The following is a 26318-nucleotide window of genomic DNA, read 5'->3' as shown; positions in this document are numbered from 1 at the left end:
AATATTATGAAATATATAGTATGCCTGATGCTTTTTTGCCTTACTTGTGTTTCACAGGCTAAGCCGGTAAAGCTAAATACTTACAAAGCCAACCATCCTTACCTGAGTTATGTAGGACGGATAGATTTTAAAGATCCAGCCAGGCCGCGTTTCTGGAGTCCGGGTGTGTACTTACAGGCAAGGTTTAGCGGCACTGCTTTAGCTATTGATTTAAATGATGAGGTGCTTTGGGGTAAAAATCACAACTACATTGAAGTAGTTATTGATAACCGTTTGCCGGTACGGCTACAAACTACCGGGAAAACCAATCATATACAACTGGCAAAAAATTTATCCGCAGGTATTCATACCGTTACTATTTGCAAGGATACCGAAACAGGTATAGGCTACCTGGAATTTGTGGGTATCACCTGTACTAAGTTGCTGCCCTGGATCAATAAAACTAAGTACAAAATAGAATTATCGGTAACTCTATAACCTGCGGTACAGGAAGCGACCAGTCGGTAGTGCCATGTGGTAAAGGCGTGTGGCAGGATCAGCATAATGCTTATATGAGTTACGGTCCACGTGTTGCCCGTACGCTTAATGCGCAATGGCAGCTAACGGCCTATTCAGGCATTGGCCTAATCCATAGTTGCTGCAATATCAAATTTACAATGCCTGATATCTTTGATCGTGTTAATTTACAGCAGGATTCACTTCAATGGGATTTTAAAAAATATGTACCCGATGTGGTAACCATGTGCCTGGGACAAAATGATGGGATACAAGATTCAACAACTTTTTGTACGGCTTATGTGAAGTTTATAAAAGATGTACGCGGGCGCTATCCCAAGGCAAACCTGGTAATGTTAACCAGCCCTATGGGCGATACTAAACTGACGACAGCATTAAAGAATTATATTTCAGGAGTTGAGGCCAAACTTCTTGAAAGCGGAGACCGTAAAGTAAGCCACTATTTTTTCAGCAAACAGTATCATGCAGGTTGCGATGGTCACCCAAGTTTAGAGGAGCATCAACTTATTGCTAATGAACTTTCCGGGTATCTTAAAAAATTAAAAGGCTGTTAACCAATATCCGTTTATTACTTCACGCTATACCCGCACTTCATCTGTAAAGCTTCAAAAGCGTTTACCAGGTAGGCAAAAGGCGCGTTCCAGTTAATGGCTATTTCATTCACCGCATAAGCCCGGTCATCATCAATAAAAGCGCGGTCGGGTATTAACGAAGGCAAATCCACATCGTCTTGTTTGCCTGGATTTGGCCCGCCTGTTAACAAGCCCGGAACTGGCTCAGCAACGCCGTCGGCCACTGAAGGCCTGTGGTGCGGATGCATGATTTGTTTACTTCCAAACCCTGTAACATAAGAGTAACCGGTAGCATTTCGGCCCAACAAATAATCGAGATTTGTTAATGCGGCGTTAGCATACTTAATATCGTTAGTTAACAGGTAGGCTTGTATTAAGGCGATGCCCTGGTTAGCTGCACCCGAATTGCTGCCCCAGCCAAAATCTTTAGCCCGTTTACCCATAACCGTTTGGTAAGCGGTTTGATCGGCACCCATCATCAGGCTATCCGCAAAAACAACAAGTTGCCTGGTTAAGGCCGGCAAATACTGTTTACCCGCTACAGAAAGCTTGTTACGGTTACGGAGCAGGCTGTAGTAACCTAAAGTGCTCACCTGTGCCCATGAAGGTATGGTGAACCTACTGGTTTTTAAAGTGCTGTTTATCAAATACCTGTCATCGCCGGTTGTAATATATAATTCGCATGCGGCCCAGTTAAATTCATCTTTAAAGTAATGATCGCCATATTCGCCTGTTAAAATTACCGGGCTATATTGCGCGTTTATAGCTTTTTGTTCATACGCTAAATTCGGATTTTTAAGGCTCCATTGCCAGGCTTTAATAGATGCTTTAATACACGAGTCGGAAAGACCCGGTAAGGCTTGGTTGTAACGCTTTAATACCCGGCTGGCTTGTGCCATTACCGCGGCAAAATCAAGTGTGGCAGCCGTTCCTTTTTGTACTACATACCGGGGAGTTAAAGCTTTATCGGGCATAACCATACCGTCAAAAGATGCATTGGTTAATTTATGATAAACACCGCCATCGTCCGGGTCTTGCATGGTCAGCATCCAGCGCAGGTTCCACAACAGTTCATCTAAAATATCGGGTACCTTATTGTTATTTTCCGGTATATTTAATTTAACGGCTTTAGTATATTCAGGGAAATCTTCGCAAATAGAAAGAAGCGTACCCATGCTAATACCGCTGTTAACGATATACTTATTATAATCACCGGCATCATACCATCCCCGGGGCAATCGTATAACCATGCCTGCCGGGCGCTTTACTGTAGCCGCTGATGGGTGAATAAGTACCGAATCGTCTGGGTGGCCGGCAGGTCTTGTCCATTTTCCGGCAAACGCTGTGGTTAAACTAATTGATGCACGCTGGTAATAAAAGCCCTTCATAACCCCTGCAACAAGTTGTTTATGCGTGTTGAATTCTATTTTAAACGGATATGAAAATCCAACCGATGAAACCTGCACAATATAACTGCCAGGCTTGGTTAAAGCTGTAAAGTCGGCTATAAAAGTTGGGTTACCCGCCATATCTGCCAGGGGAGCCGCTTTTAGCGTACCCGAAAACACAATACGTTTGCTTAAATCCTGTACGGTAAATTTTTCAACCTTATCGGTTAATACAATGGCAGTTTTAGGTGCTTTAGGATAAAAGCCGATCTGGTTGATCCTGATACTATCTGATCCCTTACTTTTTGTTGTTTGTGCGTTTGCTGTTGAGGTAAGCATCAGTAAACCAATGCCGGTAAATAATGTATGTAAGGTTAGTTTGCTCTGTGATTTTGTCATGCCTTAGTGAATACCATTAAGCAGAAGCAATTGTTTGCTTACATTCCAACCTTCCACCGTTATGAAAGGGGTTTTACCGCCTAAAATAATCGCCGGAACACTTACAGACAAGGTGGTGCTTTCGTGCGGAGCTAAAGTAATGTAACTGGCCGACCAATAACTCGGCCTCATCTCTTCATTATTTAACATGAGCTGAGGGCGAACGAAAAACGCTATTTTGTTGCTATTATTACTCAACTGCACCGTCCACTTGTTTTCTGTTTTACCTTTTTCTTTTTTAAGTAATTTGGTTTGTATTTGCGTTTTAGGCAGGGTGTTTAACGGCGCATAATCATTATTCGGAGCCATCCAGTAAGCATTGCGCGAAACGATCTGCCCTTTGGCGTTCTTTAAGCTCAACACCACAAAGCTTAAACCTTTTAGTGGCTTTAAAACATAAGCCATTGGTATAACTTCTTTAACGCCTTCGTGAGTTAAGCTGGCTGTTGCCAGTTGATGGAACAGTTGTTTGGTGCCGGTATCATAAACATCGGCCTGCAGCATTAAATTACCGGTGGAACGATGTGTACGGTTGAGTACGGCCACGGTAGAATCGTTTTGGTTAAATTGAATGTGGATGGGTTCTACCGCGTTTTGCATGGCATAATAACCGGCATTGGGTTGCAGGTACCAATCATAAATTTGCCATATAACACTCGGAAACGCGGCATTTAGTTTCCACAGCATTACACCGCCGGTTTCAATTAATTTATGCCCTGCTGCTTCAAATATACCCTGGTATCCGGTTGCGTTCATGAGCTGCATCTTGTTCGAAAAATCTAACCGGCTTGTAGGTTTGCCGTAACGGCTCACCATATCTTTATAATACTCGTCATACTTACCTGCACCCGTTGCCGCATCATGATATCCCCACATATGGTTGAGCGGGTAAGGCAGTTTTTGGTCCCAGGTAGTATCGGGGATGTTCTTCGCCAAGGTATTATATGGCGGTTGCGAGGGTAAACCCGTTTCATCTTTAAACACCCAGTCTTTGCCGGCATCAGCTAAACGATAGTATTCCTTCGGGTCTTTCCAGGCATAAGGACCGCCACTGTAAACACCGGTTGGCTTATTATCTGGCCATGCACCATCCCATCCTTCAGGCAGTTTGGCAAAACCCGATGAACTAGGAATATAAGGTCGTGTGCCATCGAGCGTAATAATACTGTTACGCATTACATCGTAAAGTTCTTTACGGGCATGTCCTTCGTTACCGCCCGTCCATACCAGCAGGCTGGGATGATTGCGGATGCGGTATATGGTACTGATCACATTCCTGGTAAACACATTGCCTTCCAGCGGATAATTTGGTGAACCCTTAAACTCACCCTGTGTATCGCCAGTGATCCAAAAGTCCGACCATACCATGAGCCCGTATTTATCACAGGCATTCCAAAAATGATCGGGAGGGGTAATGCCTCCACCCCATATACGCACCAGGTTTACATTGGCCGTACGGCACAAATGCAGCTCATGATCATACCGTGCCGAATCGCGGTTCACCATCATATCGGGCACCCAGGCACCGCCGTTGAGGTGTACACGTTTACCGTTCACAAAAAACTCACGGCGGGTAAAGCCCTTTACATCGGTAGCCTTAGAGCTAACCGTACGTATGCCAAACACAAAAGTGGTATCGTCGGTAATTTGTTTGTTATTGATGTATTGCAACCGGATGCGGTATAAATTGGCCTTGCCATAACCATTGGGCCACCATAGCTTAGGGTTACCAATGTAAAGCTCACTTACCTGGGCAGGAGTGAGGCTAACGCTTTTTGCTTCGCCGGCTTTTACATTTATAGCGCGGCTAAATTGCACGGCTGTACCGGTAAAGTTTTCAGGCTTAATGTTAACCAGCAATTTACCGGTGGTTTTAACCGTGCTGTAGTTGGATAATGTGAGGTTTAATGACAAATTTGCCGTACTGGTATCAGGAAGGGAAGCCAATTCGGTAACCAGCTTTGGCTTTCCGATAGTAACGGCGCCGGTAGTGCGTAAGTACACTGGCTGCCAAATTCCCATGTTGCGGTCGCGTACAGGTGGCATCCAGTCCCAACCGGCCGAGCACAGCATAGTTACGTTCTTGCCAATATCGCCTGTAGGGCCACCGTTGGCATAAAACGGACCTAATGCCTCCAGTTGTTCTTTATCGGGCAGGCCGGGGTAATCTAACGGATAGATCTTCACAGCCAGAGTGTTTACAGCGCCTGCCAAAATGTGGTTGCTTACAGGGAGGTTATATGCGGCAAACATGCCCGCCATTTGAGTTGAGTCGGCTATGCGTTTACCGTTCAGCCAAACCTCGGCCCGGTAATTTATCCCCTTAAATATGAGCTGGAATATTTTTCCTTTATCACCGGCAGGTACTTTAAAGGTAGTACGGTACCAATAAGGCTTTTTCCATGGATTAGGCGTACCGGGTATATGGCTAAACTTTTCCAGGTCATATTGCTTGTTAAACTCGTCCGACGCGTCTGGTATGCGCATATTGTTTAGTGCCTGGTAAGGACTTGGATAAACCTTATTGGCCACTAAACCGGTTAGCACCGTTGAGGGTACCTTTACCGGATACCATGCAGTATTGGCCTTGTAATTATTACCCGAAAGTTCTTGTCCACCTTCCTTAACAATAAACGATGACTGCAGTTGGAACCTGGTAAGCTGAACCTGTTTAACAGAACTGGTTTGTGCATATAAAGTGGTATTAAAACCCAACTGATAAACCAATATAAAAGCAAAATAACAGAAAATATTTCTCATAAATAAAAGATTATAAGGAACTTAACCTGTTTTAAATAAACAGGTTTATTCAGAGGTAATATTATCACAAATCTGTTGCCAAATAGTTGTATTTTTATTGCTTTTCATAGCATTATTTTACCACTCAGTGATAACTAACTATTAAGCATTTATATTAGCCTTGCCTAACTAAGGCGTTTAACCAATTATATCTCATTTATTGTAAACCCTAATATGAAGTATTTAGGATTATTAAGTATTGCCTTAATGGCTTCCGTTTGTGCTATAGCCCAGCAAACTTTAGTTTCAAATCAGCTTAACGATGTACGTGTAAATAAACTACTGGCCACCATGACGCTGGAAGAAAAAGTAGGACAGATGACCCAACTGACTTTGGACGCCGTTATAAGCACCGATGATAAAAAGGTCACCACCGAACCTCATACCATAAATGAAAGCAAACTGCGTGAAGCTATTTTAAAGTATCACGTTGGGTCGTTATTAAACACCAGCGGTAAGCCTTATAGCCGTGAACAATGGTTTACGTTTATATCCAAGATTCAGCAAATTGCAGCACAAGGCCGGTTGAAGATTCCGGTGATATACGGTATTGATGCCATACATGGCATGAATTATACTACCGGCAGTACCCTGTTTCCGCAGGAAATTGCCCTGGCCGCGACATTTAATACCAGCCTGGCCTACAAAACCGGTGAAATAACAGCCTATGAAACCCGCGCCAGTTACATTCCCTGGAACTTTTCTCCCGTGCTCGACTTAGGTAAGAACCCGCTTTGGCCGCGTATTTATGAAACCTTTGGCGAAGACCCTTTGCTGGTGAAAACCATGGGTGCTGCCATTATTAAGGGGTATCAGGGCAACCTGGGCGATAAATATAAGGTAGCGGCATGTATGAAACATTACCTGGGTTATAGCTACCCGCTTAGTGGTAAAGACCGTACCCCCGCCTGGATACCCGACCGTTATATGCGGGAGTACTTTTTACCTTCATTTGCTGAAGCGGTAAAGGCTGGGGCACGCACACTCATGATCAACTCTGCCGAAATTAACGGTGTACCGGTACATGCCAGCAAATACTTGTTAACAGATGTTTTACGCAACGAATTAGGCTTTACCGGTATTGCCGTAACCGATTGGCAGGATATAAAATACCTGCATGACCGCCACCATGTAGCCGCTACTCAAAAGGAAGCCGTTATGATTGCTGTGAATGCTGGGGTTGATATGAGCATGGTACCTTACGATTACACTTTCTACAATTATTTGATTGAACTGGTTAAGGAGGGCAAAGTACCTTTGGCACGCATCAATCAATCGGTAAAAAGAATTTTGATGGTTAAATATGAATTAGGACTGTTTGAAAACCCGGTAGGTAATCCGGCCGATTACTCCAAATTTGGATCGGCAGAGTTTAGCAAAGCCAGTTTAGATGCCGCTACAGAAGCTATTACCTTACTAAAAAATAAAGGCCGGGTTTTGCCGCTTAATAAGAATATGAATGTACTGGTAACCGGCCCTACAGCCAATACCATGCGTTCTTTAAACGGCGGCTGGAGTTATACCTGGCAGGGAGAAAAAAGCGATGAATATGCAGCAGATAAAAACACTATTTTAGAAGCCATACAGCAAAAAACAGGTAAGGATAAGGTTGTTTTTGAACAGGGTGCCGGTTACGATGCTTTGCAAAATTTGGACAATGCCGTAAGTGCAGCCCAAAAATGCGATGCGGTTATATTATGCCTGGGTGAGCTATCTTATACCGAAAACCCGGGTAATGTGGATGATTTAAACCTGCCCGAAGCGCAATTGCAACTTGCACGGGCAATGGCTAAAACAGGCAAACCGGTAATTTTAGTATTAGCCGAAGGCCGTCCGCGGATTATAACCGAAGCGGATAGTTTATCGGCAGCCACGGTAATGACTTATTTGCCGGGTAACGAAGGAGGCAATGCGTTAGCCAATATTTTGTTTGGTGATGATAATCCATCGGGCAGGTTACCGGTTACTTACCCCCGTTACGCTAATGCGCTGGTTAACTACTATCGTAAGGGTACCGAAAACGGCAATAGTGATGATAAGCATGGATATAGCCCGTTGTATGAATTTGGACACGGGTTAAGCTATACTACTTTCAGCTACCAAAACCTGAAGCTGAGCACTGCAAAACTGACCGATGCCCAAACTTTAACCATATCGGTTGATATTAAAAATACCGGGAAGTTAGAAGGTAAAGAAGCGGTGCTGTTATACATCAGTGATCTGTATGCCAGTATTACCCCCGATGCCAAGCGCTTAAAAGCTTATACCAAAATCAGCCTTAAACCGGGTGAAAAACGTATGGTAAATTTTAAGATCAGCGCTAAAGACCTGGCCTTTGTAAACGATCAAAACAAACTGGTAACCGAGCCGGGAGAGTTTAAAATTCAAATAGGTGATCAGGTGAAATCAATAAATTATGAAGGGCCGGATGTTGTATCCAGATCGGGCAAATTATGATACATTTGTATATCATAACGACTAATTTAATTTATGGATTCTTCAATATTTAAGCAGTTCAGCGATATACCGGTTAAAGAAATGGCGCCGGGTTATTTTGCGCAACTGGTACACACCGAGGTTAATACACTTAACTTTTTAGAAGTTAAGGCCGGCGCGGTATCGGCCATACATACCCATCCGCATCACCAGTGCGCCTTTGTGTTACAAGGCCAGTTCGAGCTCATTGTTAATGGTGTACCTCAAATTTTGGATACCAATACCTTTGCCGTTATTCCTCCGCATATACCGCATGGCGGCCGTGCCATAACCGATTGCAAACTGCTCGACGTATTTAACCCGATACGGGAAGATTTGAGACAGTTATAAGAAATTAGCCTTGGTCAGAAAAAAGGATTAGTATTTTATAAAATACCTTATGAAGCCTGAACTGTATTATTCTGTTCGGGCTTTTTGGTGGATGCAGGAAGAATTTGCAAATATTTAAAGAAATAGTACGTTTGCAACCAATAATTTTTTAATGTCGAATATTTCAAAAATCTTGTTAACTGATGTTCCCGAAGTTGTTGCACTGGTAAATAGTGCTTACCGTGGCGAAAGCTCTAAACAGGGGTGGACAAGTGAGGGCCATTTGCTGGAAGGCATACGTATTGATGAAGAAGAACTAACGGGTTACTTTCATCGCCCTGAAATTACATTGTTGAAATACACAAACCATCACGGGCAAATCATCGGCTTTGTTTACCTGGAACAGATCAGGAATAACCGCTTGTACTTAGGTATGCTTACTGTAAAGCCAACTTTGCAAGCCGCTGGCATCGGTAGGCAGCTATTGGCTGCAGGGGATGATCTGGCTCGTGAACTGGGTTGTGAAGCAGTTAAAATTACTGTAATTACCACCCGGCTGGAACTTATTAACTGGTACGAGCGCCGCGGCTATATAGCTACAGGCGTCACAATGCCCCTGGTTACGCATACCAGCATGGCCATAGTGCCCATTACGTTAATGGTTATGGAGAAAACGGTTTAAAGAGGAGAGACAAGAAACAAGAGCTAAGAAACAAGAATTATCTGCGATTTTTTGGGACCTATTCCACATCTTGTTTCTTAACTCCTGGCTCTTACTTCTGTGTTTTCAGTGCTTCATATATCTCGGCTGTTAGCAGGCCGCTGCCGCCGCCATAGTGCTGCACAATGGTTACCTGCGGGCGGTGGGCGGTAAAATAAGCACGAAGGTTTTCTTCCGATTCAGGCTCAATGCCGGCGCATAGCATAATCAGGTCTATCACCTGGTGATCGAACTGTTGTATGGCTTCTTTATCGGTAACGGCACCTACACCTTCCCACTCGGGGTTGTTATTTATTAAACGAACTACGGTTTGCAAGATCTGCTGGTGCCGGCCAATGACCAAAATTTTTACGGTACTCATCTTTTTAAAAAGTCATCGGTACTTCCATTAGCAATACTTCAGCATCGGTATCGGCAGTTATACTAATGCTTTCTACATTCCAGATGCCAAAACCGTCTCGGGCGTTTAACTGCTGGCCGTTAACGCTCATATCACCGCTTAATACAAATGCATACACACCATTATTTGCGTCACCTTTAAGGGTGTAGTCTGCGGTTACACCTTTGTCAAATTTTGCAATATGGAACCAGGCGTTCTGATAGATCCATACGCCTTCATCATTTGGGTTAGGAGAGAGGATTTGTTGCAAACGGTTATGCCTGTCGTTAAGGTTCAACGTAAGCTGATCATACCGGGGCTGTACGTTTTTTTGATTAGGATATATCCAGATCTGCAGAAACTTAACCAGTTCGTTTTCATGAGCGTTTTTTTCACTGTGATAGATGCCTGTACCGGCACTCATGGCTTGTATATCTCCTTTGCGTATCACGGCTTTGTTGCCCATGCTGTCTTCATGTTCCAGGTCGCCATTTAACGGGATAGAAATAATCTCCATATTATCGTGCGGGTGATCGCCAAAACCACGGCCGCCGCTTACGGTATCATCGTTTAAAACACGCAAAGCACCAAAGTTCATGTTTTGTGGATTATAGTATCCGCCAAAACTGAAGGTATGGTAACTGTTTAACCAACCATGATCGGCATGGCCGCGTTCACCGGCTTTATGTAATATAGTGTTTGACATGATGTTTTCGATTTATATTACAAATGTACTTACGTCATAATAACCCGCACTTAATGTAGATTAAGAAATGCGTTGTTCATTGGTTAATAGTTGAGTTGTTAAATAGTGAGTAGTTGATTCGTTGAGGAAATTTTACAATAAAACCGGAAGTTAATCCTGACCACTCAACTACTCATTAATCAACTAAAATATACTTCCGCCGGTAACCATGGCTATTTTGCTTCTTACTTCTTCGTAGGTTTCTTTAACCGTTACAAAAGACTCTTTGTCGCCAATTACATAAATGTGGACTTCTTCGTTAGGAGTGGTGTACACCACAACTGAAGTTATGTTGCGAACATTAATTAACGCAGGGCGATCGTTTTTATCGGTAAATTCTAAAAATTGAGTATCCATAGCAAACTAACAATAATACTGTAACATGGTTGTAAATAATGAAAAATTGATATTTAGCTTGAAAGGTGATAAGATCTGTTTGGAGACGATACTAATAAGCAGGGTAAGGTATTACTTAAACATAGCGAGCAAGCAAATTGCAATCTTGTTTTTATCCCCAATATTTTCACAAAGTTATGATAATGTGAAACGCTTTATCTCTTAGTCTGCTTAGGCCTGAAATTTCTTTTATTGCCACCCCCATTGCTACTACCCCGGTGCGGACGATTGTTGGCTTCGGGCCTAAATTTAGGTGCTTCGCCCAGTTCGGCGGGTAAAGTAATAATGTCTATTTCGCGGTCAATTAATTGCTGTATGTTTTTAAACTTGCGCTGGTCGCGTTCGTTCACAAATGTAATGGCGGTACCAGTGGTAGCAGCACGTGCGGTACGGCCAATACGATGAATGTAATCTTCCGGGTCGCCGGGCACATCGTAGTTCACTACCAGGTCAATACCTTCTACATCAATACCGCGCGATAGGGCATCGGTACCAATAATAACCGGAAGCTGCTTGTTCTTAAATTGTAGCAGGATCTCCTCACGCTCGTTTTGCTGAATATCGGAGTGGAAAGCGTTAACGTTGATGCCTACCGCTTTCAATTCTTTGTATAGGGCTTTTACTTTTTCTTTGGTTGATGCAAAAATAATAATACTGTTGTAAGTACCGCTCTTTAGTAAAATGGTGAGTAGTTTGGTCTTTTGCTCATCGTGTACCTGGTAAATTTGCTGGTTTATACCTGCCGCCGGTTGCGAAATAGCAATGTTAATTTGCTGCGGATCGTGCAAAATTGACTTAGCCAGCGTACGGATACGGCCTGGCATAGTAGCCGAAAACAGCAGTGTTTGACGTTTAGCCGGCAAATAGCTTATAATACGCATAATATCATCCTGAAAACCCATGTCGAGCATACGGTCGGCTTCATCCAGTATCAGGTATTCCAGCTGATTGAGCTTTAACGAACCTGAAGTTAAAAAGGAAATTAACCGGCCCGGGGTGGCTATCAGAATATCAACCTTGTTAGTAATTCCACGTTTTTGCTGCTCGTAAGCCATACCATCTCCACCGCCAAAAACGGCCAGGGAACTTATTTCGGTAAAATAAGCCAGGCCTTCTACCTGCTGATCTATTTGTTGAGCCAACTCACGTGTAGGAGCTAAAATAAGCGTACTAATTTGGTGTTTGGGGTGTTTGCCAATTAAGTGCAGTACTGGTAACAGGTACGATGCTGTTTTACCTGTACCCGTTTGTGCGCAGGCAATAACATCGTTACCCTCCATTACTACGGGTATGGCCATTTGTTGTATAGCAGTAGGTGTTTTGTAACCCATGCTGAGCAGGCCCTCGGCCAATTGCTCATTAAAATTAAAATCTTTGAAAGTCAACTTATAAAAATTGCGCTCTTAGTTAATGGGAAGTTAGCGCGGCTCCACAGCCAAAGTTACTATTAATTAGTTGATGTACGGCAAAGCTAAACATCTGTTTTATTGCGCAATACCCGGCAGGTTGTTAAAGGTAGTTGTTTGGGTAGCCGGGTTACGTAGTTTTAATACCTCGGCCTGGTAGGTTAAGCTTAATGGTATAACCCGCGAACTTCCGTTGAAAATCAACTTATTGTGTGTAAACTTATTTATAGTGAAAACAGGTGTAACCAGGTAAGCAGCTGTACTGTTTGCCACACCTACATAAATGATGGGGGAAGAAGTGTACACCGTATCGGACTTGCCGTTTGCTGCGATGACGTTATGCTCTGTGAAATTCTGTATCTCATTGTTAGCATTAGCCCAAAAAGAAACGAATTCTAATCCGGCAGTGAATTGATTGTTGATCTCATAGCTGGCAGTACCTATGTTTATTTTTACATTTTTTGTAAATGTTGATTTACCGGCAGTTAATGTCACTATAAAAGTACCGGGTTTGCTGTAGGCATGCGTAGGGTTTTCATCCGATGAGGTTTGCCCGTCTCCAAAATCCCAGGTGTATGATTTTCCATTTTCTGATTGATTGCTGAAACTAACCACTTCGGTTAAATAATAGCTTGATTTCGGCACGGTAAAGTTGGCTTTGATATTTTGTTTTTTACAGGCGGCAAAAACGGTTAATAAAGCAAATGCAAGCAGTAAAGCTTTTTTCATACAAAAAAAGATAAGGTTAGTTAATATGATTGTTAATAGTTTAAAGATACAATAATATTACTTACCTCAAACTGCCAGTTAATATATTTCAAATTAATTAATTGCAGAGAAATTAATTAATGGCAATAAAGCTCATGCGCTTGTGAACTCCTGGTTAAAACAATAGCTTGATATGGCATTATTTCCTGTTCAATAAATCAAACACCTTCTTCTGTAAGATCTCCATATCAAAGGGCTTTTCCAAATAATCGTCGGCACCGGCCAGCTTGGCTTTTTGCTGTATATCAATACTGGCCGATACGATCATGATGGGAATATCCTTAGTGGAGGCCTGTCGCTTGAGTTGGCGGCAAACTGTTGGCCCGTCGTGTCCGGGCATTTGTATATCCAATAAAATAAGATCGGGGAGGGCTTTTACAGCTTGCATTACCGAGGTGCCATCCATAACATTTAACACCTCATAACCCGAATGGTCCAGTATAGCGGTAATGGAATCCACAATGGCTTTATCATCATCTGCAATCAAGATCGTTTTTTGCTTGGGTTCCATACCTAACATCTCATCAAAAATTAAGCCTGTTTTTGTATCTTACCGCCAATGTGGTCATAGTTGTTAAACATGTGTTAAAATAATTGAATTCAATACTATCGAAATAAATTATGAAAGCTATTAAGGAAAAAGTGTTTATCGACTGGTTATTAATTGTTTTAGGGATTTTTTCGGCCAGCTTCGGCTTAAAGGGCTTTCTGCTTTCCAGTCATTTTATCGATGGCGGTGTCACCGGTATATCGATGTTACTGGCCGATATTACAAACATACCCATCGCCATTTTACTGTTCGTGATCAACATACCGTTCCTCATTTTAGGTTACCGCAGGCTGGGTTATTTGTTTGCCATTAAAAGTACTGTAGCTATTGCAGGGTTATCGTTAACGCTCGCGTTCGTTAGTTTTCCTGATGTAACCTCCGATAAATTGCTTACCGCTGTATTCGGAGGGTTTTTTATAGGAGTAGGTATTGGTTTTGCTATTAGGGGAGGAGCCGTACTGGATGGTACCGAAATAGCGGCACTGCTGCTGAGCAAAAAAACCCAATTGTTAAAAGTAAGTGATGTTGTACTGATTTTGAACGTCGTGATATTTGGTGCTGCGGCCTTTTTATTAGGTATGGAATCGGCATTGTATTCTATACTAACTTATGTATCGGCCTCAAAAATGATAGATTTTATATTGAACGGTATTGAGCAATATATAGGTATAACGGTAATTTCGGCTAAAAGCGATGTGATACGTAAGGTAATTACCATGCAACTGGGCCGGGGGGTTACCATTTACCAGGGAAAAAGCGGCTATGGTAAAGACGGACACATTAACGACCCGCGCGATATTATTTTTACCGTTTTAACCCGTTTGGAAGTACCTGCTTTAAAAGAAAAGATCTTAACACTGGATCCGGCAGCATTTATTATACAACAAAGTATTGACGATACTACTGGCGGATTATTAAAACGTAAAGGGATACACTAAACAAGCTCATCGGGTACAGTAGTTACCTGGTTACTCAAAACCCTGAAAATGCTGGATAAAATTTCAGATCTGTAATGCTTGATGCCTTGCTCACCGGTATAAGCATAGGTTTTAATTTTACCTTCAACATATACCAGGTGGCCTTTATCTAAACCTGCTTCTATTTCGGTTAATTGCTGGGTTGGTATTATAACCTGGTGCCGCTCCGTATGCTCTACCAACTGGTTGTTTTTCTTGATAAATTCGCTGGTAGCTAACAGAAAACTGTAATAATTATGGCCATCGGCCTGTTGATGAAGTTGAGGTTTTTCACACACATGCCCTACTAAAAAAACTTTGTTAATGCCTGCATTATTAAACATAATGGTAAAAATAAGTAAAAGTAAATAGTACCTGCAAATGCTGTAAGAGGTCAATAGCAGTTTCATGTAATTTTAAGCCATAATATTTACTCAATTTTTTCGATAAATACCTAATTGAGTATGATTAAAAAAAATAAGCTAACAGGTGCTTTGCTTTTAAATATATAACCTAAGCTTCGGCTTTAAATGCCTGCACAACATACCGCTCATGCTCGAGAGCATGGATAATACGATGATCTTGATCTTGAGGAGTAATTCGGTTACCTGGGCGGTAAATACCATGCCGTCACCTATAATCATTATATTTTTAAAGGAGTGCTAAAACTACCTATTACTATAAAATGAATGGTTTATTTATAAATAAGGTGCGATAGGTTCTTACTCGTTTAATGTTTAAAGGGTAAATATTACCTTACGCACCATTGTAAGTTGCTCCACATATAAGGTGTAATAATAATGTATTGTAAATTAGCTTTTTATACTAATTTAGCCTTTGTAAACTTGTATATAATACTGTAAAAACAGAGATGGTTGATGAGTTTGTGCTGGTAAATTTTACCGCATAAGAACCAATAACAACTACTTAGTTTATACTTTAAAAGTCAAATTAAGAAAAGGGTTTTAACATCAGAAACCCCTATGTGCAATATGTGTTAGGTTTTTAGAGTTGAATTTATATGAAACCAAATGGTGTTTTTGGCCTTATATATAAACTATTGACATTTTAGTCAATAAAAATTTCTGCCTTTTATCAAAATTAAAAAGGTAGCCCGTTCTTTAATTTTGTAACCAACGGACTTTATTGTTTGTTAGCGCAGGCAGTCCAATTGAAATATTTAGCATCTATTTTAAAACAGATATCATATATCAATCTTCTATCATGAGTACGCAAAACTTCACCCCGGTCGACGAATTAAGTGTCAACACCATCCGCTTCTTATCAACCGATATGGTTCAACAGGCTAATTCGGGTCACCCCGGTTTACCGCTTGGCGCGGCGCCAATGGCACACGTGCTTTGGAGCCGTTTTTTACGCTTTAACCCGGCCGAACCAAAATGGCCTAACCGCGATCGGTTTATTTTATCAGCAGGCCATGGTTCAGCCCTGTTATACAGCTTGTTGCACTTATATGGCTATGATCTGCCATACGAAGAATTAAAAAAATTCCGTCAGCTGGGTTCAAAAACTCCAGGTCATCCCGAGAGTACTTTAACGCCTGGTATCGAAGTTACCACCGGCCCCTTAGGTCAGGGTTTTGGTAACGGAGTGGGTGTGGCCCTGGCCGAAGTACATTTAGCCGCCCAGTACAACCGCGAAGACCACCACCTGATAGACCACTACACATACGGTATAGTAAGCGACGGCGATTTAATGGAAGGTGTAGCTTCGGAAGCGGCATCTTTAGCCGGTCACCTGAAATTAGGCAAGCTTATATTTTTATACGATGATAACAAGATCTCGTTAGATGGCCCTACCGACCTGGCCTTTACCGAGGATGTACAGGCCCGTTTTGATGCATACGGCTGGCAAACCATAACCGTTGAAGATGGTAACGATTTGGAAGCCATTGCCAAAGCTATTGAAGAAGCCCAGGCCGATACCGAAAGACCATCGCTTATTTCGGTAAAAACCATTATAGGTTTCGGTAGCCCGCTGCAAGGCACTAATAAAGTACATGGTGCGGCTTTAGGCGTTGATAACCTGAAAAAAACAAAAGAATACTTTGGTTGGGATCCCGAAAAAATGTTCTACATACCTGCCGAAGTAAAAGATTACTTGTTGCAACCCGGCCAAAAAGGGGCAGAACTGCAAAACACCTGGAACGAGTTAAAAGAAGCTTACAGTGAAGCTTACCCAACCGAAGCCAAAACCTTCGACATTAGTTTCAAAGGCGAACTGCCCGAAGGTTGGGATAAAGACCTGCCGGTATTTGAGGCGGGTGAAGAATTAGCAACACGCCAATCGTCTGGTAAAATGCTACAGGCTATACGCAAAGCTATTCCTTTTGTTATTGGCGGTTCGGCAGATCTTGCCAGTTCTAACGAAACGCCCGGCAAACCCGAAGATAGTTTCCAACCCGGACATTACGAAAAAACAAACATTTGGTTCGGCGTACGTGAGCATGCCATGGGTGCCATTATGAATGGTATTGATGCGCACGGCGGTACCCGCGTTTACGGTGGTACCTTCCTTACTTTCTCCGATTATATGCGCGGTGCTATCCGCCTGGCGGCTTTAACCGAGGCGCCGGTAACCTATATTTTTACGCATGATAGTGTTGCTTTGGGCGAAGACGGCCCAACTCACCAGCCGGTAGAGCAAATAACAGGCTTGCGTACCGTACCTAATTTAACCGTTATTCGCCCGGCTGATGCCAACGAAACCGTACAAGCGTGGCGCATAGCCATAACCCGCGATAAGGGCCCGGTAGCGTTGATCTTGTCGCGTCAAAAACTACCAACATTAGATCAAAACACTTATGCACCAGCCCAAAACCTGGAAAAAGGCGGCTATATTTTGAAGGATGCAGAAGGTACGCCTGATATTATTTTAATAGGTGCCGGTGCCGAAGTTCATTTAGCTTTAGGCGCGCAGGAACTTTTAAGCAAAGAAGGTATTAAAGCCCGTGTGGTGAGCATGCCATCGTTTGAGTTGTTCGATTACCAGGATAAAGCTTACCGCGATTCTATTTTGCCACCCCATATTATCAAACGTATTTCGGTAGAAGCCGGTGTAACTTTAGGCTGGTACAAATATGTTGGCCTGGATGGTGAAGCCATAGGTATCGATAGTTTCGGCGAATCGGGCGAGGGAACAGCTGTGTTGAAACACTTTGGCTTTACAGTAGAGCATGTTTACCAACGTGCCAAAGCCTTGTTAACTAAGTAATTTTACAGCTATGAAAATAGGTATAGCAGCCGACCATGCCGGCTTTGAACAAAAGCAAAAACTGGTACAGCAACTTACCGAGCAGGGTTATGCTGTTACCGACTATGGTGCCGCCAAGTTTGATGCTGCCGATGACTACCCCGACATCATAGTACCGTTAGGTATGGCTCTGTTTCATAAGGAAGTAGACCGTGGTATTGCCGTTTGCGGCAGTGGGGTAGGCGTATCGGTAGCGGCCAACAAAATACCCGGTGTGCGGGCAGCATTAATAACCGAAAGCTATTCGGCCCACCAGGGTGTAGAGCACGATGACATGAACCTGCTTTGCGTAGGCGGCCGCGTGATTGGCCCCATGCTGATCTGGGAAATTGTTCAGGCCTATCTTAACGCAAAATACGACGGGGGTGAGCGTTTTCAGCGCCGTTTAAATAAAGTAATTGCATTAGAGAACCAATTTAAATCATAAAAAATACAAACTGTCATTTATCAAGAGCAACGTAAAAGATCTCATACCGTGGAGAATTTAGGAGGCACTCTTATTCTTTAAAAATAATTAAACCATGAAAAATCCATTAGCACAAATACCCGATTACGGCCAAAGCATCTGGCTCGATTACATCCGCAGGAACTTTATTGCCTCGGGCGAATTAAAAGCATTGATTGATAATGATGACCTGCGAGGTGTAACCTCCAACCCGGCTATTTTTGAAGAAGCCATAGCCCATAGCGATGATTATACCGAAGCCATAGCTAAACTGGCTAAAGAAGGAAAATCATCAGAGGAGATCTTTTTAGCTATAGCTGTTGAAGATGTACAAAACGCAGCCGACTTATTTAAAGGTGTTTATGAAAAAACAAACGGCTTGGATGGTTATGTAAGTCTGGAAGTATCGCCAAGTTTAGCACTGGATACCGCGGGTACTACCAAAGAAGCAGAGTCATCATGGAAACTGCTCGACCGTAAGAATGTGATGATTAAGATACCTGGTACTAAAGAAGGTTTACCTTCTATTAAAAATGCCATTAGCGAGGGTATTAATATTAATGTCACCCTGCTGTTTGGATTAAACCGTTACCGCCAGGTTGCCGAAGCTTATATTGCAGGTTTGGAAGAACGTGCCGAAAAAGGCCTGCCTATTGATACCATTTCGTCGGTAGCCAGTTTCTTTTTAAGCCGTATTGATACCATGGTTGACCCGCTGCTGGAAAAAGTTTGTGAAGAAGATAGTGACCGCGCCGTTATAGCCCGCCAGTTAATTGGCAAGGTGGCTATTGCAAGCGCACGTGTGGCCTACCACATTTATAAAGAAGTATTTGGTTCGGATAAGTTTAAAACATTAGCTACCAAAGGCGCTAAACCGCAACGTTTGTTGTGGGCAAGTACCAGTGTAAAAAACAAAGCCCTGCCCGATGTTATGTACATTGAAGCTTTAATTGGCCCTAACACCGTTAACACCGTACCTAAAGATACGTTAGATGCTTTCCGTGATCATGGTAAAGCTGCCGACCGTTTAGAAGCCGGTATTGAAGAAGCACAATGGGTACTTTACCAGTTAGAGAACGTGGTAGGCATCAATTTAAATGAGGTTACCCAAAAGCTTGAAGAAGAGGGTATTCAGAAATTTATTAAACCTTTCCAAAGCTTAATGAGTGTTTTGGAAGAAAAACGCGAGGAAGGTGCCGTGTCATGATACACCGGCAAACACCCATAAAAGCACTGTTACTGGACATTGGTGGGGTTTTCCTCACCAATGGCTGGGACCGCGGTTCGCGCAGGGCAGCAGCAGAACATTTTCACATCAATTTTGATGAAATGAACGAGCGCCACCGCATTATATTTGACGCTTATGAATCAGGCAAATCCACTTTAGATGAGTATTTGAACCTGCTGGTTTTTTATGAGCCCCGGCCTTTTACCCCACAGGAATTTAAACAATTTATGATCGGGCAATCGCAACCCTATCATGATATGATAGACCTGGTTAAAGGGCTGAAAGAGAAATATGGTTTGCAAACCATAGCGGTAAATAATGAGGGAAAGGAAATAAACGAGTACCGTATAAAGGAATATCACTTAAAATCCTTTATTGATGTGTTCGCTTCCTCGTGTATTATACAGGCCCGCAAGCCCGATAGAAACATTTATTTAACAGCTTTAGGCCTGCTGCAGGTTGAGCCCCAAGAAACTATATATGTGGATGATAGGCTGGTGTTTATTCAGGCTGCGGAGCAATTAGGCATTAATACCATCCATCACATTAATACGGATACTACCCGCAATGTTTTTAAAACATACGGACTGCAACCCGAAGCAGAAACAAATCAGGAAGAATTCAACTAAAAACACAATTTAATTATTTATGGAATCATACGATTTTGGCATTGTAGGTTTAGGTGTAATGGGCCGTAACCTGTTGTTAAACATGGCCGATCACCACTTTGCTGTAGCCGGTTTAGATTTGGATGAAGCAAAGGCCCAATCTCTCGAAAAAGAAGCCAAAGAAGGCCAGGAAGTGAAAGCTACCACCGTTGCCGAAGAATTTGTTGGCCTCATTAAAAAACCTCGTGCCATAATGCTGTTGGTGCCCGCTGGTAAGCCGGTTGATGGTGCCATTGGCAGCTTGTTGCCATTTTTGGAGGAAGGCGATATTGTGATCGACGGTGGTAATTCTTACTTCCCCGATACCGACCGCCGTTTTACCGAACTGGCCGAAAAGAAGATCCACTTTTTTGGCATGGGCATATCGGGTGGCGAAAAAGGTGCCCGTTTTGGCCCGAGTATGATGCCCGGTGGTGATAAAAATGCTTACGAACGCCTACGACCTATATTTGAAGCCATTGCGGCCAAAGTGAACGGTGAACCATGTGTTACCTATCTCGGTAGCGGTTCGGCGGGTAACTATGTAAAAATGGTGCATAACGGTATTGAGTACGGTATTATGCAACTGATTTCCGAAGCTTACGACCTCCTGAAAAGGGGACTGGGTTTAAGCGACGAAAAAATACAGGAAACCTTTACCGCCTGGAACAAAACCGAACTGCAATCATTCCTGATAGAAATTACCGGGGAAGTGCTGGCTAAGTTTGATGACGAAAGCGGCGAACGTTTGGTTAACCTCATTTCAGACTGGGCCAAGGCCAAAGGTACCGGTAAATGGACCTCGCAAAATGCTATGGATCTACAGGCGCCTATCCCGGTTATTGATGCCGCCGTTACCATGCGCGATATGTCGAAACTGAAACCCGAACGCGTACAGGCCGCCAAACAATTGTTATGGTCTAACGAAATTTCGGATTTTAAAGAAGAAGAAATAATTTATCAGTTACAGGAAGCCTTTTACTTTGCCATGATCAATATTTATGCGCAGGGATTGGCCCAGTTAACCATCGCCTCTAAAGCGTACAACTATGGCTTGAACTTAGAGCAGGTAGCCAAGATCTGGAGAGGTGGTTGTATTATTCGCGCAGCGGTGTTAGAAGATTTCCGTCAGGCTTACGGGCGTAATCCCGAGTTGCCTAATATTTTGTTAGATGCACAAATTGGCAACAAACTGGTGAGCAAGCAAGCACATATCCGCAGTACTATTAAACTGGCGGTTGATGCTGGCATCCCCGTTGCCGCGTTTATGAATTCGCTGGCCTATTTTGATGCTTACCGTAGTGACAGATTGCCTACTAACTTAATACAGGCCCAGCGCGATTACTTTGGCGCCCATACTTATGAGCGTACAGATCGTGAGGGTACATTTCATACACAGTGGAGTTAACAGGGTATTTGTTTTTTACAAAAAATTAAATCATGAAAACAAGTAAAAAAGCCGCACCGGCTATTATCGTCATATTCGGCGGTACCGGCGATCTGGCTAAGCGAAAATTAATTCCCGCCTTTTATAATTTGTTTCTGGATGGTTACATGCCCGAAAAATTTGCCATCATTGGCTTGGGCCGTACCGAACTGGTTGATGAAGATTACCGCAAACGTTTAAACGAAGGCCTGGCCGAGTTTTCGCGCAAGGGTGCACCAAGCGAAGAAAAATGGGTTGAGTTCAATCCCAATATCACTTATTGCCGATCAGATATAGATGACGCTCAATCATACAAAGAATTAGCCGAAAAGCTGGATGTTTTTGATAAGGAATGGGGGGTACGCGCCAATCGGCTGTTTTACCTTTCGGTAGCGCCACGCTTTATTGAAGCGGTTACGGTTAATATTAGCGAATCGGGGCTGGCCTCAATTCCTGAGCAAGACCGTATCGTTATTGAAAAACCTTTCGGTCATAACAAGGAAACCGCCATAGAACTTAATAAGTTACTTACCCGTACTTTCCAGGAAGAACAGATTTATCGCATAGATCATTACCTCGGTAAAGAAACCGTGCAGAATATCTTAGCATTCCGTTTTGCCAATGCGCTGTTTGAACCGCTATGGAACCGTAATTTTATTGATTATGTGCAAATTACGGTGGCAGAGCAGGTTGGGGTTGAAGACCGTGGCGGCTATTACGAAAGTGCCGGCGCGTTAAAGGACATGATACAGAACCACCTGCTGCAAATATTATGTATGGTAGCTATGGAAGCTCCCGCATCTTTTGCGGCCGAAGAAATACGTAACCGTAAGGTAGATGTTTTGCGTGCCGTACGCCGTTTTAAAACCGATGAGGTGCATCATTATGCCGTACGCGGCCAGTATGGCGAAGGATGGGTAGAAGGTAAAAAGGTACCGGGTTACCGCGAGGAAGAGGGTGTAGACAAGCGCTCTAATACCGAAACTTATGCCGCCATAAAATTCTTTTTAGATAACTGGCGCTGGCAGGGTGTGCCGTTTTACCTGCGCACAGGCAAACGCATGCAGGAAAAAACATCTTCTATTACCATACAGTTTCGGCCTGTACCGCACTCTACTTTCCCTGAAAGCCAGGGCGATAGCTTAACACCTAACAGGCTAACTATCAATATTCAACCTCAAATGGACATCAGGCTGCGCTTTATGACCAAAAAAACCGGTTTGGAGATGAGCCTGAACCCGAGCGAAATGGTGTTTGATTATGATAATTGTTCTACACAATCGCCGGAGGCTTACGAAACCTTACTACTGGATGCCCTGCAAGGCGATGCTACGCTTTTCATGCGTTCGGACCAGGTTGAGGAGGCCTGGGATGTAATTACACCTATACAGGAAGTTTGGGAGAACCGCGAATCGCTTGACTTTGCAAATTATGCGGCAGGCACCTGGGGCCCCGAAACCGCCGAAGCTTTGATTGCACGCCGCGGCCATGTATGGGCTATTAATTCACATAAAAAATCACCGGCAAAATAATTAAATGATGATCCGTATATTCAAAAATGCTAACGAATTAAGCGCTGCCGCCGCAGAGATATTTGTACAGGCGGCCAGAGATGCTATAGCGGCTAAAGGCAGTTTTACGGTTGCCTTAACGGGTGGTTCATCGCCCATAAAATTATACCAGCTGCTGGCTACCCCGGTGTACAGCGAGCAAATTGATTGGGCTAACGTTTATGTATTTTGGTGCGACGAACGCTGGGTGGCCATGGAGGATGACCGCAGCAACGCTAAAATGGCATTTGAAACCTTGCTGAACTTTGTTGATATACCGGCCAGGCAAATTTACCCCATGTACGATGCCGTGCAAAAGCCCGAAGAATTTGCCGCCCAATATCAGCAAGAGATCAAAAACATAGTAGGTGCTGACGGCGCGTTTGACCTTATTTTATTGGGCATGGGCGATGACGGGCATACCGCCTCACTATTCCCCGGTACCGAAGTGTTGAACGAACAGGAAAAATGGGTAGCTGCGTATTACCTGGAGGCACAGGATATGTACCGCATAACCCTAACTGCCCCGCTAATTAACTGTGCTAAACAACTGGTGGTGATAACCTTTGGTGAAAAGAAAATACATGCCTTGCATGAAGTGTTGGAGGGAACGTACAACCCTGCATTATACCCGTCGCAGTTACTGAAACCGATAGACGGTCAATTGCTTTTTTTAACCGACGAGGTAGCTGCCAGCCAGTTATCGTACGCTGTAAAGTAAATGATTTGATTGGATAGAAATATCTTTCAATTAGAGGATAAAGAAAAATCTTGTTTGAATGAGTTGGTAGTATCCATTACACACTGGGTTCAAACAAGATTTTTTTAATTTTATCAGGGATTAAAGAGGAGTAGGCGTAAATACCGGAGACCACAATTTTCACCCATTATCACGCATCTTTAAACCGCCGCGTTAACTAAACTTTAAACAAACTGTGCGTTACCGGTAACTGGTAAAGTTATGTTCTTTAATCATTTTATCGGCTTCAACAGACGATTTGATGCCTTTAATTAAATAACCGATTATTATTATTTTTAAGAAAATACCTTTAACAATGGAAACAGGATCGCCAATGGCGGCCAATAACTGTATTAATATAAAAATACATAAGCCGGTAATTAGAGCAGCAGTAGGTTTGGTACGGCTCCAATAACCTAACCCAACAAATATACCTGATACAATAGCACTAAAACCTAATGTAAGGCTCACTTTATCATAATGTCTACTGACGCCCAGCATTAAAAGGTCACCTAAAAACATCAGTCCGGCTATCCAGTATAAGGTTTTGCCTGCCTGGCTTATTTGCTTTTCGTGTGTGTCAAAATCTATCTGCGAAATTTCGCGCTCATTCAAAAACTGCTGTTGCTCATCTGGCGTGCCTTGTAAGGGGTAGTTGCAGTTTTGGCAAGCAGGTTCGCTTTGAAAGATGTGCGCCATACACGATGGGCAGTTGATAGCGTCGGGAGCGGGGGTGAGGAAGGTGTCGGGCATTGGGGTGTTGTGATGATGGTTAGTGGTTTGAATACAAGTAGAATACTAAGAATATCAGAATAAAAGTGAGATTAGCTTTGTACTATGAAACAGTAATTTCTATAAAGTTATATTACAAGTTTTTTAAGCTTTGATTTAATCACAATTATTTACTTGTAGGCCAAAACTTATGATCTTTATCCAAAAAGACAATATGAAATACGTCATCATCCAAATACCCCACAACGACTTGCTTGCTTTTTCCAGTTATATGCATAACAGTCCAATTAACACCAGTAATATGTTTAGGTTGAGTAAACTCAGAGTCTGGAGGAAACGAAACTTTTGTATATGGCTTTAAAAATTGTTTTTGAATAGCTTCCTGACTCGAGAATTGTCCAACAAATTGAAGACGTTTATTCATTTCAGCTAAGAGCCCTAATTCTTGCCATTCTTCCAAGGTTTGACCTTCTGTATTTATGATGAGGTTTATAAAACTAAAAGTAATTTTTCTGACTTTTTTGGATTGCGCTTCTCTATTACCTTGTTCTCTTAAATAAGCAGGGTCTTTCCGTTCGTGTTTAGGAGGCATAAAGTAAATCAGTAACTTTTGAAGTTATATTTAATGCATCAGCCGCACCAAAATTATTATCTAAATATTTTTTATCGTATGCTGATGAATTACGAACAGCATCAGAGTTGAAGTCTGATAAAGAGTATAATGAAGAAGATCCGAACTGATCTTTTTCTATAAACCATATTTGATCTCTCCGCAATAACTTTTTATCAAGAATATTAGTGTTCTGTCCTGAAATAATAAATTGGGCATTACGTAAATTAAACTCTTGAAAAAAGCTAACTAATTTTTTTGTAAGGTTAGGGTGTAATTTGCTATCGAATTCATCAATAAATAATATACTACCCGATCTAAGTGTATCATAAATTGGGCCCAAAATATGAATTAACTTTACAGTACCATCCGACTCCATTTTCGACTGAAATGGAATAGCTTCAATTAACAAATTATTACCGTCGTATTTGTTATGATAAGTAATAATCTCACCATCTTTTTCACCAGCTTCTATATTAGAAATTTCTAAATATTTTAAAACAGAAGCAGCCCATTTTTTAAAATTCGAATCTGTTCTTAAAAGATCAGCAGTAAAACCTTTATGGAATTCTTCATGAAGGCCGCTTATTACATTTAAATTATCGAACCACTCTAAAACCTTTTTTGAGTTTTTTTGGTTATATTGTGCTAAATGACTAAGAAATAGAACATTATCATTTACTTCATCTTTGTACTTTTCTCCTTCAGGAAAAGATTCATTATTTATTTCAAATTCTTGTCCTTCTCGTGAAAATAATAAAATTTCTCTTTCTTGTTTTCGATAAAGCCATTCACGATTTATTTTATGACCAAAGATCTCAAACCCATAACGATATATAATTTCATTTTTAATAAAAGAAATTTCAAACATTGAGTTACTTTTTTCTGTAACCGAATTTAATTTGAACTGAAAATTTCGATCTGACTTTTCATTTTCTTTTTTCAGGGAATCGCTAAATGAATTTGTAATTATGTTTATCATAGCACCCATGGCACTAAAAAAATTACTTTTACCTGCACCATTAGAGCCATAAATAGCTGCGGTTTTAAGCAAGTCGAATTCCCGGCCTGTATGTATTATGTTACTATTAAGATGTTCTTTGAAAGACTTTACTCTTGTCATTAAAAAACTCACTTCGTCTTTGAAGGAGTACAAATTCTTGAATTTGAATTCAATTAACATTGCTAAATTTTTAATCCAAAGTTAGTAATATTGATAAGAAAAATTG

At 42.2% G+C, this 26318-nt stretch carries 26 protein-coding genes; 13 read left to right on the top strand and 13 right to left on the bottom strand.

All coding sequences use genetic code 11. The features are described 5' to 3' along the window. The first annotated feature begins 6 nt into the window (after positions 1-6). On the top strand, positions 7-477 hold the full coding sequence (locus tag ACFQ3S_RS13415; RefSeq protein WP_377165242.1) for a hypothetical protein: 471 nt from the start codon (positions 7-9) through the stop codon (positions 475-477). 29 nt (positions 478-506) lie between these two features. Next, positions 507-1070: a hypothetical protein gene (locus tag ACFQ3S_RS13410; RefSeq protein ID WP_377165240.1), complete on the top strand. Its 564-nt coding sequence runs from the start codon at positions 507-509 to the stop codon at positions 1068-1070. A 14-nt stretch (positions 1071-1084) separates the two neighbouring features. Here the strand turns inward: ACFQ3S_RS13410 and ACFQ3S_RS13405 are convergent, their stop codons facing one another. Beyond that, positions 1085-2875 (bottom strand): glycoside hydrolase family 9 protein, encoded by a 1791-nt coding sequence (locus tag ACFQ3S_RS13405; RefSeq protein WP_377165238.1) that lies wholly within the window; start codon positions 2873-2875, stop codon positions 1085-1087. 3 nt (positions 2876-2878) lie between these two features. Beyond that, a complete protein-coding gene (locus tag ACFQ3S_RS13400; RefSeq protein ID WP_377165236.1) occupies positions 2879-5674 on the bottom strand; it encodes a glycoside hydrolase family 2 protein in 2796 nt (931 codons plus the stop codon). Between the two features lie 213 nt (positions 5675-5887). Here ACFQ3S_RS13400 and ACFQ3S_RS13395 point away from each other — a divergent pair, with 213 nt between their 5' ends. The 3 genes from ACFQ3S_RS13395 to ACFQ3S_RS13385 all read left to right on the top strand — a co-directional run bounded on the left by ACFQ3S_RS13395 (position 5888) and on the right by ACFQ3S_RS13385 (position 9200). Continuing rightward, entirely contained in the window at positions 5888-8170 is a 2283-nt protein-coding gene (locus ACFQ3S_RS13395; RefSeq protein WP_377165234.1) for a glycoside hydrolase family 3 N-terminal domain-containing protein, read from the top strand. Positions 8171-8203: 33 nt separating this feature from the next. Further along, positions 8204-8539, top strand: coding sequence for a cupin domain-containing protein (locus ACFQ3S_RS13390; RefSeq protein WP_377165232.1), 336 nt, complete (start codon positions 8204-8206; stop codon positions 8537-8539). A 151-nt stretch (positions 8540-8690) separates the two neighbouring features. Continuing rightward, on the top strand, positions 8691-9200 hold the full coding sequence (locus tag ACFQ3S_RS13385; RefSeq protein ID WP_377165230.1) for a GNAT family N-acetyltransferase: 510 nt from the start codon (positions 8691-8693) through the stop codon (positions 9198-9200). Positions 9201-9291: 91 nt separating this feature from the next. On the opposite strand, the gene ACFQ3S_RS13380 is transcribed toward ACFQ3S_RS13385, so the two are convergent. The 6 genes from ACFQ3S_RS13380 to ACFQ3S_RS13355 all read right to left on the bottom strand — a co-directional run bounded on the left by ACFQ3S_RS13380 (position 9292) and on the right by ACFQ3S_RS13355 (position 13444). Continuing rightward, positions 9292-9600, bottom strand: coding sequence for a hypothetical protein (locus ACFQ3S_RS13380; protein ID WP_377165228.1), 309 nt, complete (start codon positions 9598-9600; stop codon positions 9292-9294). Between the two features lie 4 nt (positions 9601-9604). Next, positions 9605-10324, bottom strand: coding sequence for a pirin family protein (locus ACFQ3S_RS13375; protein ID WP_377165226.1), 720 nt, complete (start codon positions 10322-10324; stop codon positions 9605-9607). A gap of 183 nt (positions 10325-10507) precedes the next feature. Next, positions 10508-10720 carry a hypothetical protein gene (locus tag ACFQ3S_RS13370; protein ID WP_377165224.1) on the bottom strand — a complete coding sequence of 71 codons (213 nt, stop codon included), beginning with the start codon at positions 10718-10720 and terminating at the stop codon, positions 10508-10510. 194 nt (positions 10721-10914) lie between these two features. Continuing rightward, positions 10915-12144 (bottom strand): DEAD/DEAH box helicase, encoded by a 1230-nt coding sequence (locus tag ACFQ3S_RS13365; RefSeq protein WP_377165222.1) that lies wholly within the window; start codon positions 12142-12144, stop codon positions 10915-10917. A 99-nt stretch (positions 12145-12243) separates the two neighbouring features. Continuing rightward, the gene (locus ACFQ3S_RS13360; RefSeq protein ID WP_377165220.1) at positions 12244-12894 is read right to left on the bottom strand and encodes a PKD domain-containing protein; all 651 of its coding nucleotides are present in this window, start codon (positions 12892-12894) and stop codon (positions 12244-12246) included. Between the two features lie 178 nt (positions 12895-13072). Next, positions 13073-13444, bottom strand: coding sequence for a response regulator (locus ACFQ3S_RS13355; RefSeq protein WP_377165218.1), 372 nt, complete (start codon positions 13442-13444; stop codon positions 13073-13075). 110 nt (positions 13445-13554) lie between these two features. Here ACFQ3S_RS13355 and ACFQ3S_RS13350 point away from each other — a divergent pair, with 110 nt between their 5' ends. Then, complete coding sequence (locus ACFQ3S_RS13350; protein ID WP_377165215.1) at positions 13555-14421, top strand: YitT family protein; 867 nt, start codon at positions 13555-13557, stop codon at positions 14419-14421. Here ACFQ3S_RS13350 and ACFQ3S_RS13345 read toward each other — a convergent pair. Continuing rightward, a complete protein-coding gene (locus tag ACFQ3S_RS13345) occupies positions 14418-14849 on the bottom strand; it encodes a single-stranded DNA-binding protein (protein ID WP_377165212.1) in 432 nt (143 codons plus the stop codon). The two genes, ACFQ3S_RS13350 and ACFQ3S_RS13345, sit on opposite strands and share 4 nt — an antisense overlap. A 90-nt stretch (positions 14850-14939) precedes the next feature. After that, positions 14940-15083: a hypothetical protein gene (locus ACFQ3S_RS13340; protein ID WP_377165210.1), complete on the bottom strand. Its 144-nt coding sequence runs from the start codon at positions 15081-15083 to the stop codon at positions 14940-14942. Positions 15084-15663: 580 nt separating this feature from the next. Between ACFQ3S_RS13340 and tkt the strand changes: the two genes are divergently transcribed. The 7 genes from tkt (at position 15664) to pgl (ending at position 23729) form a co-directional block, all read left to right on the top strand. Beyond that, positions 15664-17673, top strand: a complete 2010-nt coding sequence (tkt, locus tag ACFQ3S_RS13335) for a transketolase (RefSeq protein WP_377165208.1) — start codon at positions 15664-15666, stop codon at positions 17671-17673. Between the two features lie 10 nt (positions 17674-17683). Next, entirely contained in the window at positions 17684-18139 is a 456-nt protein-coding gene (locus ACFQ3S_RS13330) for an RpiB/LacA/LacB family sugar-phosphate isomerase (RefSeq protein ID WP_377165206.1), read from the top strand. A gap of 94 nt (positions 18140-18233) precedes the next feature. Next, positions 18234-19364: a transaldolase gene (gene tal / locus ACFQ3S_RS13325; protein WP_377165204.1), complete on the top strand. Its 1131-nt coding sequence runs from the start codon at positions 18234-18236 to the stop codon at positions 19362-19364. Then, the gene (locus tag ACFQ3S_RS13320) at positions 19361-20014 is read left to right on the top strand and encodes an HAD family hydrolase (protein WP_377165202.1); all 654 of its coding nucleotides are present in this window, start codon (positions 19361-19363) and stop codon (positions 20012-20014) included. Before tal ends, ACFQ3S_RS13320 begins: the two co-directional genes overlap by 4 nt. Positions 20015-20033: 19 nt before the next feature. After that, a complete protein-coding gene (gene gndA, locus ACFQ3S_RS13315) occupies positions 20034-21440 on the top strand; it encodes an NADP-dependent phosphogluconate dehydrogenase (protein WP_377165200.1) in 1407 nt (468 codons plus the stop codon). Between the two features lie 32 nt (positions 21441-21472). Further along, on the top strand, positions 21473-22990 hold the full coding sequence (gene zwf / locus ACFQ3S_RS13310; RefSeq protein WP_377165198.1) for a glucose-6-phosphate dehydrogenase: 1518 nt from the start codon (positions 21473-21475) through the stop codon (positions 22988-22990). 4 nt (positions 22991-22994) lie between these two features. Further along, positions 22995-23729 carry a 6-phosphogluconolactonase gene (gene pgl, locus ACFQ3S_RS13305; protein WP_377165196.1) on the top strand — a complete coding sequence of 245 codons (735 nt, stop codon included), beginning with the start codon at positions 22995-22997 and terminating at the stop codon, positions 23727-23729. 219 nt (positions 23730-23948) lie between these two features. Here the strand turns inward: pgl and ACFQ3S_RS13300 are convergent, their stop codons facing one another. The 3 genes from ACFQ3S_RS13300 to ACFQ3S_RS13290 all read right to left on the bottom strand — a co-directional run bounded on the left by ACFQ3S_RS13300 (position 23949) and on the right by ACFQ3S_RS13290 (position 26272). After that, the gene (locus tag ACFQ3S_RS13300; RefSeq protein WP_377165194.1) at positions 23949-24500 is read right to left on the bottom strand and encodes a hypothetical protein; all 552 of its coding nucleotides are present in this window, start codon (positions 24498-24500) and stop codon (positions 23949-23951) included. Positions 24501-24645: 145 nt separating this feature from the next. Further along, positions 24646-25071, bottom strand: a complete 426-nt coding sequence (locus ACFQ3S_RS13295; protein ID WP_377165192.1) for a hypothetical protein — start codon at positions 25069-25071, stop codon at positions 24646-24648. After that, positions 25061-26272 carry an AAA family ATPase gene (locus tag ACFQ3S_RS13290; RefSeq protein WP_377165190.1) on the bottom strand — a complete coding sequence of 404 codons (1212 nt, stop codon included), beginning with the start codon at positions 26270-26272 and terminating at the stop codon, positions 25061-25063. The genes ACFQ3S_RS13295 and ACFQ3S_RS13290 overlap by 11 nt, the downstream gene beginning before the upstream one ends. Between the last annotated feature and the right edge of the window lie 46 nt (positions 26273-26318).

Origin of the sequence: Mucilaginibacter terrae, assembly GCF_042679325.1 — a bacterium.
GTDB lineage: Bacteria > Bacteroidota > Bacteroidia > Sphingobacteriales > Sphingobacteriaceae > Mucilaginibacter > Mucilaginibacter terrae.
This window is presented reverse-complemented; position numbering and strand designations above follow the sequence as displayed.

What these genes read in the sequence shown, in the direction of transcription:
- ACFQ3S_RS13385 (WP_377165230.1), top strand. Translation starts at nt 8,691, where the DNA reads ATGTCGAATATTTCAAAAATCTTGTTAACTGATGTTCCCGAAGTTGTT.
- ACFQ3S_RS13400 (WP_377165236.1), bottom strand. Translation starts at nt 5,674, where the DNA reads ATGAGAAATATTTTCTGTTATTTTGCTTTTATATTGGTTTATCAGTTG.
- ACFQ3S_RS13360 (WP_377165220.1), bottom strand. Translation starts at nt 12,894, where the DNA reads ATGAAAAAAGCTTTACTGCTTGCATTTGCTTTATTAACCGTTTTTGCC.
- ACFQ3S_RS13405 (WP_377165238.1), bottom strand. Translation starts at nt 2,875, where the DNA reads ATGACAAAATCACAGAGCAAACTAACCTTACATACATTATTTACCGGC.
- pgl (WP_377165196.1), top strand. Translation starts at nt 22,995, where the DNA reads ATGATGATCCGTATATTCAAAAATGCTAACGAATTAAGCGCTGCCGCC.
- zwf (WP_377165198.1), top strand. Translation starts at nt 21,473, where the DNA reads ATGAAAACAAGTAAAAAAGCCGCACCGGCTATTATCGTCATATTCGGC.
- ACFQ3S_RS13415 (WP_377165242.1), top strand. Translation starts at nt 7, where the DNA reads ATGAAATATATAGTATGCCTGATGCTTTTTTGCCTTACTTGTGTTTCA.
- ACFQ3S_RS13330 (WP_377165206.1), top strand. Translation starts at nt 17,684, where the DNA reads ATGAAAATAGGTATAGCAGCCGACCATGCCGGCTTTGAACAAAAGCAA.
- ACFQ3S_RS13380 (WP_377165228.1), bottom strand. Translation starts at nt 9,600, where the DNA reads ATGAGTACCGTAAAAATTTTGGTCATTGGCCGGCACCAGCAGATCTTG.
- gndA (WP_377165200.1), top strand. Translation starts at nt 20,034, where the DNA reads ATGGAATCATACGATTTTGGCATTGTAGGTTTAGGTGTAATGGGCCGT.
- ACFQ3S_RS13370 (WP_377165224.1), bottom strand. Translation starts at nt 10,720, where the DNA reads ATGGATACTCAATTTTTAGAATTTACCGATAAAAACGATCGCCCTGCG.
- ACFQ3S_RS13320 (WP_377165202.1), top strand. Translation starts at nt 19,361, where the DNA reads ATGATACACCGGCAAACACCCATAAAAGCACTGTTACTGGACATTGGT.
- ACFQ3S_RS13290 (WP_377165190.1), bottom strand. Translation starts at nt 26,272, where the DNA reads ATGTTAATTGAATTCAAATTCAAGAATTTGTACTCCTTCAAAGACGAA.
- ACFQ3S_RS13295 (WP_377165192.1), bottom strand. Translation starts at nt 25,071, where the DNA reads ATGCCTCCTAAACACGAACGGAAAGACCCTGCTTATTTAAGAGAACAA.
- ACFQ3S_RS13345 (WP_377165212.1), bottom strand. Translation starts at nt 14,849, where the DNA reads ATGAAACTGCTATTGACCTCTTACAGCATTTGCAGGTACTATTTACTT.
- ACFQ3S_RS13395 (WP_377165234.1), top strand. Translation starts at nt 5,888, where the DNA reads ATGAAGTATTTAGGATTATTAAGTATTGCCTTAATGGCTTCCGTTTGT.
- ACFQ3S_RS13300 (WP_377165194.1), bottom strand. Translation starts at nt 24,500, where the DNA reads ATGCCCGACACCTTCCTCACCCCCGCTCCCGACGCTATCAACTGCCCA.
- ACFQ3S_RS13355 (WP_377165218.1), bottom strand. Translation starts at nt 13,444, where the DNA reads ATGGAACCCAAGCAAAAAACGATCTTGATTGCAGATGATGATAAAGCC.
- tal (WP_377165204.1), top strand. Translation starts at nt 18,234, where the DNA reads ATGAAAAATCCATTAGCACAAATACCCGATTACGGCCAAAGCATCTGG.
- ACFQ3S_RS13375 (WP_377165226.1), bottom strand. Translation starts at nt 10,324, where the DNA reads ATGTCAAACACTATATTACATAAAGCCGGTGAACGCGGCCATGCCGAT.
- tkt (WP_377165208.1), top strand. Translation starts at nt 15,664, where the DNA reads ATGAGTACGCAAAACTTCACCCCGGTCGACGAATTAAGTGTCAACACC.
- ACFQ3S_RS13390 (WP_377165232.1), top strand. Translation starts at nt 8,204, where the DNA reads ATGGATTCTTCAATATTTAAGCAGTTCAGCGATATACCGGTTAAAGAA.
- ACFQ3S_RS13350 (WP_377165215.1), top strand. Translation starts at nt 13,555, where the DNA reads ATGAAAGCTATTAAGGAAAAAGTGTTTATCGACTGGTTATTAATTGTT.
- ACFQ3S_RS13340 (WP_377165210.1), bottom strand. Translation starts at nt 15,083, where the DNA reads ATGATTATAGGTGACGGCATGGTATTTACCGCCCAGGTAACCGAATTA.